Here is a 3,728-nt window from a genome sequence, read left to right on the forward strand (position 1 = left end):
CCACGGAGGCGGGCCCGGCCCCTCGCGCGTGTTCCGCGTGATCCGCCCCGGCAGGCCGGCCGCGCGGGCGGAGGGCCCGGGTCAGCCCTTCAGTTCGCTGAAGCGGTCCAGGGCCTCAGGGTTGGCCAGGGAGTCGCGGCTGGCGACCTTCTCGGGGTCCTCGCCCATGAGGATGCGCTTGACCGGGACCTCCAGCACCTTCCCGGACAGGGTCCGGGGCACTGCCGCGATGGCGCGCACGCGGTCGGGCACGTGGCGGGGCGAGCAGTCGGTGCGGATGCGCCGTGCGATCTCCCCGGGCAGGTCGCCCTCCAGGTCGGCCCCCTCGCGCAGGACGGTGAACAGCTCGATCCTGGAGGAGCCGTCCTCCTGGGGCACGTCCACCACGAGGGCGTCCACGACGTCGTCGAGGGCGAGGACGGCGCGGTAGATCTCGCTGGTGCCCATGCGGACGCCGCCGCGGTTGATGGTGGAGTCCGAGCGGCCGTAGATGATCGCCGTGCCGCGGTCGGTGATCTCGATCCAGTCGCCGTGCCGCCAGACCCCCGGGTAGACGGAGAAGTAGCTGTCGCGGAGGCGTTCGCCGTCCTCGTCCCCCCAGAAGAAGACGGGCATGGACGGCGCGGGCTGCGTGACGACGAGCTCGCCCACCTCGCCGGTGAGCTCCCTGCCCTCGGGGTCCCAGGAGGCGACCGCCATGCCGAGCGCCCGGGACTGGATCTCGCCCTCGTAGACCGGCAGCGTGGGCGTCCCGCCGACCAGGCAGCTGCACACGTCGGTGCCGCCGGAGGTCGAGAACAGCCAGAGGTCTTCGCCGAACTCGTCGTAGACCCAGGAGAACGCCTCGGGGCTGAGGGGGGAGCCGGTGGAGCCGATGGCCTTGAGGCGGGAGAGGTCGCGCCCCTCGCGGGGGTGGACGCCCTCCTTCATCGAGGAGGCCAGGAAGCCCGCGCTGGTGCCGAAGACGGTCACCCCGGCGTCGGCGGCCAGGTCCCAGAGCGCGCCCATGTCGGGCGCCGCCGGGCTGCCGTCGTACAGGACGATGGAGGCCGGGGTCAGCAGGACGCTGACCAGGAAGTTCCACATCATCCAGCCGGTGGTGGTGAACCAGAAGACCCGGTCGTCCTCGCGGGCGTCCAGGTGGAGGTGGAGGTTCTTGAGCTGTTCCAGGAGGATGCCGCCGTGTCCGTGCACGATGGCCTTGGGCAGCCCGGTGGTCCCGGAGGAGTAGAGCACCCAGAGGGGGTGGTCGAAGGGGACCGGGGTGAACTCCAGTTCGGCCCCGGCGCCGGACTCCTCCAGCCGCCCCCAGGGCATGGTGCCGTCGAGGGGGGCGCCGGGGGCGAGGTGGTCGAGGAGGACGGTGTGCTCGGCGGTGGGCAGTGCGGCGCGCAGCTCGTCGACCACGGGGCGCCGGTCGAAGTCCTTGCCGCCGTAGCGGTAGCCGTCGACGGCGAGGAGGACCTTCGGCTCGATCTGCGCGAAGCGGTCGATGACGCTGCGGACCCCGAAGTCCGGCGAGCAGGAGGACCACACGGCGCCGAGGGAGGCGACGGCGTAGAACGCGGCGACCGTCTCGGGGAGGTTGGGCAGGTACGCGGCCACGCGGTCGCCCGGGCCGACCCCCAGTCCGCGCAGCCCGGCGGCGATGGCGGCGGTGCGCCGGCGGAGTTCGCCCCAGGTCCACTCGCCGAGTCCGCGCAGCTCGGTGGCGTGCCGGATGGCGACGCGGGCGTCGTCGCGGCCCTCGAAGACGTGTCGGGCGTAGTTGAGGGTCGCCCCCGGGAACCACGAGGCGCCGGGCATGGCGCGTTCGGCCAGCACCCGCTCGTAGGGGGTCTCGGACCGGACTCCGTAGTACTCCCAGACCGCTTCCCAGAAGCCGTCGACGTCGGTGACCGACCAGCGCCAGAGGGAGTCGTAGTCGAAGGACGCGGCCGGGGAGCCCGCCTCCCCGCCGAACGCACGGACCCCCTTGTTCTCCGAGGCCCACCGGGCGAACGCGACGATGTTCGAGGACTCGGTCCGCGCCTCGTCGGGCTCCCAGAGCACACGGGGCACTCTGCTCTCCGTCATTGGCCCGCCTTCCCAATCGCGTGGCTGTGTGTTGCTGTGAGACCCATCTAACAACACCCCACCACCGCCGCCACGCCCCGGCCTCGCGACAGGGAGGACCGGGGCGTGTGGTAGGTGCAGGTCACCGGCGCGGCGGCCGCGGCCGGGCCCGGCCCGGAACGCGTTCGGGACGGGCTCCCGCGAGGGGCCGCGCGCTCCCGTGGGATCCGGTCACGGGACGTCTGCGGCCGCGGCGGGTCAGGCGGCGAGCAGAGCCGCGACGGCGGCCACCGGGGAGTCGACCACGGGGGAGCCCGTGGCCTCCAGCCGCTCGCGCGCCATCAGCCCGCTGGCGACCAGGACGGACCTGGCGCCCGCCTCGCGGGCGGCGCGCGCGTCGTCGTCGATGTCGCCGATCAGCACGACGCCGGCCGGGTCGATGCCCTGGTGGTCGAGGTGGCGCACCAGGTGTTCGGCCTTGGAGTCGTGCTCGGTGGCGAACCTGCGGCCGTCGACCCGCGTGAAGTGGGAGGTGAGCCCGCGCTCGGTGACCAGGGGCACCAGGTGCTCGTGCGAGGCCATGGAGAGCAGGGACTGCGTGCCGCCGCCGCCGGACCACCGGTGCAGCACGTCCGGGACGCCCTCGCTCAGCTCGCAGGTGTGCAGGTGCTCCAGGTAGCTGCTGTCGTAGAGCCGCTCCGCGTGCTCCCACTCGCCGTCGGCGAAGGGTCGGCCGAGGAGGTCCTCGTAGCAGGGGATGAGGGGCCGCCGGAAGACGGAACGCCAGTAGTCCATCTCCACGGGCTCGCGGCCGAACCGCGCGCAGACGGCGTTCACCGCAGCGAGGTTGGCGTGGTTGTCGTCCAGGAGGGTGCCGTTCCAGTCCCAGACGATGTGGGTGATACCGGTTCGGTCGAAGGTCGTTTCAGTCATCGGCAGCACTTTACGGCCCCTCGCCCCGGTTCGTGAATGCGTTTTCGGCCACCTCACCTCGGGTGACCGGGGTCCGGGGCCTCCGGGACGCGGGCCGCGCGCCGCTCCGCCCGGGTCCGGCGCACGCGCCGGACCAGCAGGGCGCCGCCGACGACCATCACGGGGAAGAGGACGAGGACGAGCAGCGGCACCAAGATCGCGAGCAGCGAGGTGACCAGGCTGACGAAGTCCTCCAGGAGGGAGACGAGGGGGGCCGAGCAGCCGAGCGAGACGCCGTTGGTCACGACCCGCGCCATCGCCTTGGCGACGTGGAAGAGCAGGGCGACCACCACGCCGGCGATCACCGGGATCCAGGAGACCCCGGTCCCGTCCTCCGCCACGGCGCCGGAGGCGGCGCCGGTGATCTCGGACAGCTCGACCGTGGAGGCCCCCGCGCCGAAGACGATGCCTCCCGAGGTGGGCCGCACCACGGTCTGGATGACGTCGTTGACGCTGTCGACGGCGGGGAACTTGTCGGCGGCGAACTCCACGACCAGCAGCACGCCGAGGGTCACGAGGGTGACGGGGTGTTCGAGCCACAGCCAGGCGTCGCCGAGCGGGACGAGGTCGGTGAAGCGGGCGAGCAGGCCGACCGCGAGGAGGGGGATGTAGGCGTTGAGCCCCGCCGCGGAGGCCAGGCCCAACCCGGTGAGAGTGGCGAACATGCTCTTCCTTCTGTGCTCCAGGGGGGACGGGGGCCG

The 3,728-nt window shown here is 72.8% G+C and carries 3 protein-coding genes; all 3 read right to left on the minus strand.

Annotation, left to right across the window (positions count from 1 at the left end):
* Positions 1-81: 81 nt before the first annotated feature.
* Positions 82-2,076, minus strand: a complete 1,995-nt coding sequence (locus ACWGL3_RS31565; RefSeq protein ID WP_452462140.1) for an acetoacetate--CoA ligase — start codon at positions 2,074-2,076, stop codon at positions 82-84.
* Between the two features lie 237 nt (positions 2,077-2,313).
* A complete protein-coding gene (locus ACWGL3_RS31570) occupies positions 2,314-2,988 on the minus strand; it encodes an HAD family hydrolase (RefSeq protein ID WP_267948786.1) in 675 nt (224 codons plus the stop codon).
* A gap of 53 nt (positions 2,989-3,041) precedes the next feature.
* Complete coding sequence (locus ACWGL3_RS31575) at positions 3,042-3,692, minus strand: DUF4126 domain-containing protein (protein ID WP_267948785.1); 651 nt, start codon at positions 3,690-3,692, stop codon at positions 3,042-3,044.
* Positions 3,693-3,728 lie beyond the last annotated feature (36 nt).

The sequence above is a fragment of the Nocardiopsis sp. NPDC055824 genome, from assembly GCF_053616335.1.

Bases quoted from the DNA above. Each gene is read 5' to 3' on its own strand.
- ACWGL3_RS31565 (WP_452462140.1), bottom strand. From the start codon at position 2,076: ATGACGGAGAGCAGAGTGCCCCGTGTGCTCTGGGAGCCCGACGAGGCG.
- ACWGL3_RS31570 (WP_267948786.1), bottom strand. From the start codon at position 2,988: ATGACTGAAACGACCTTCGACCGAACCGGTATCACCCACATCGTCTGG.
- ACWGL3_RS31575 (WP_267948785.1), bottom strand. From the start codon at position 3,692: ATGTTCGCCACTCTCACCGGGTTGGGCCTGGCCTCCGCGGCGGGGCTC.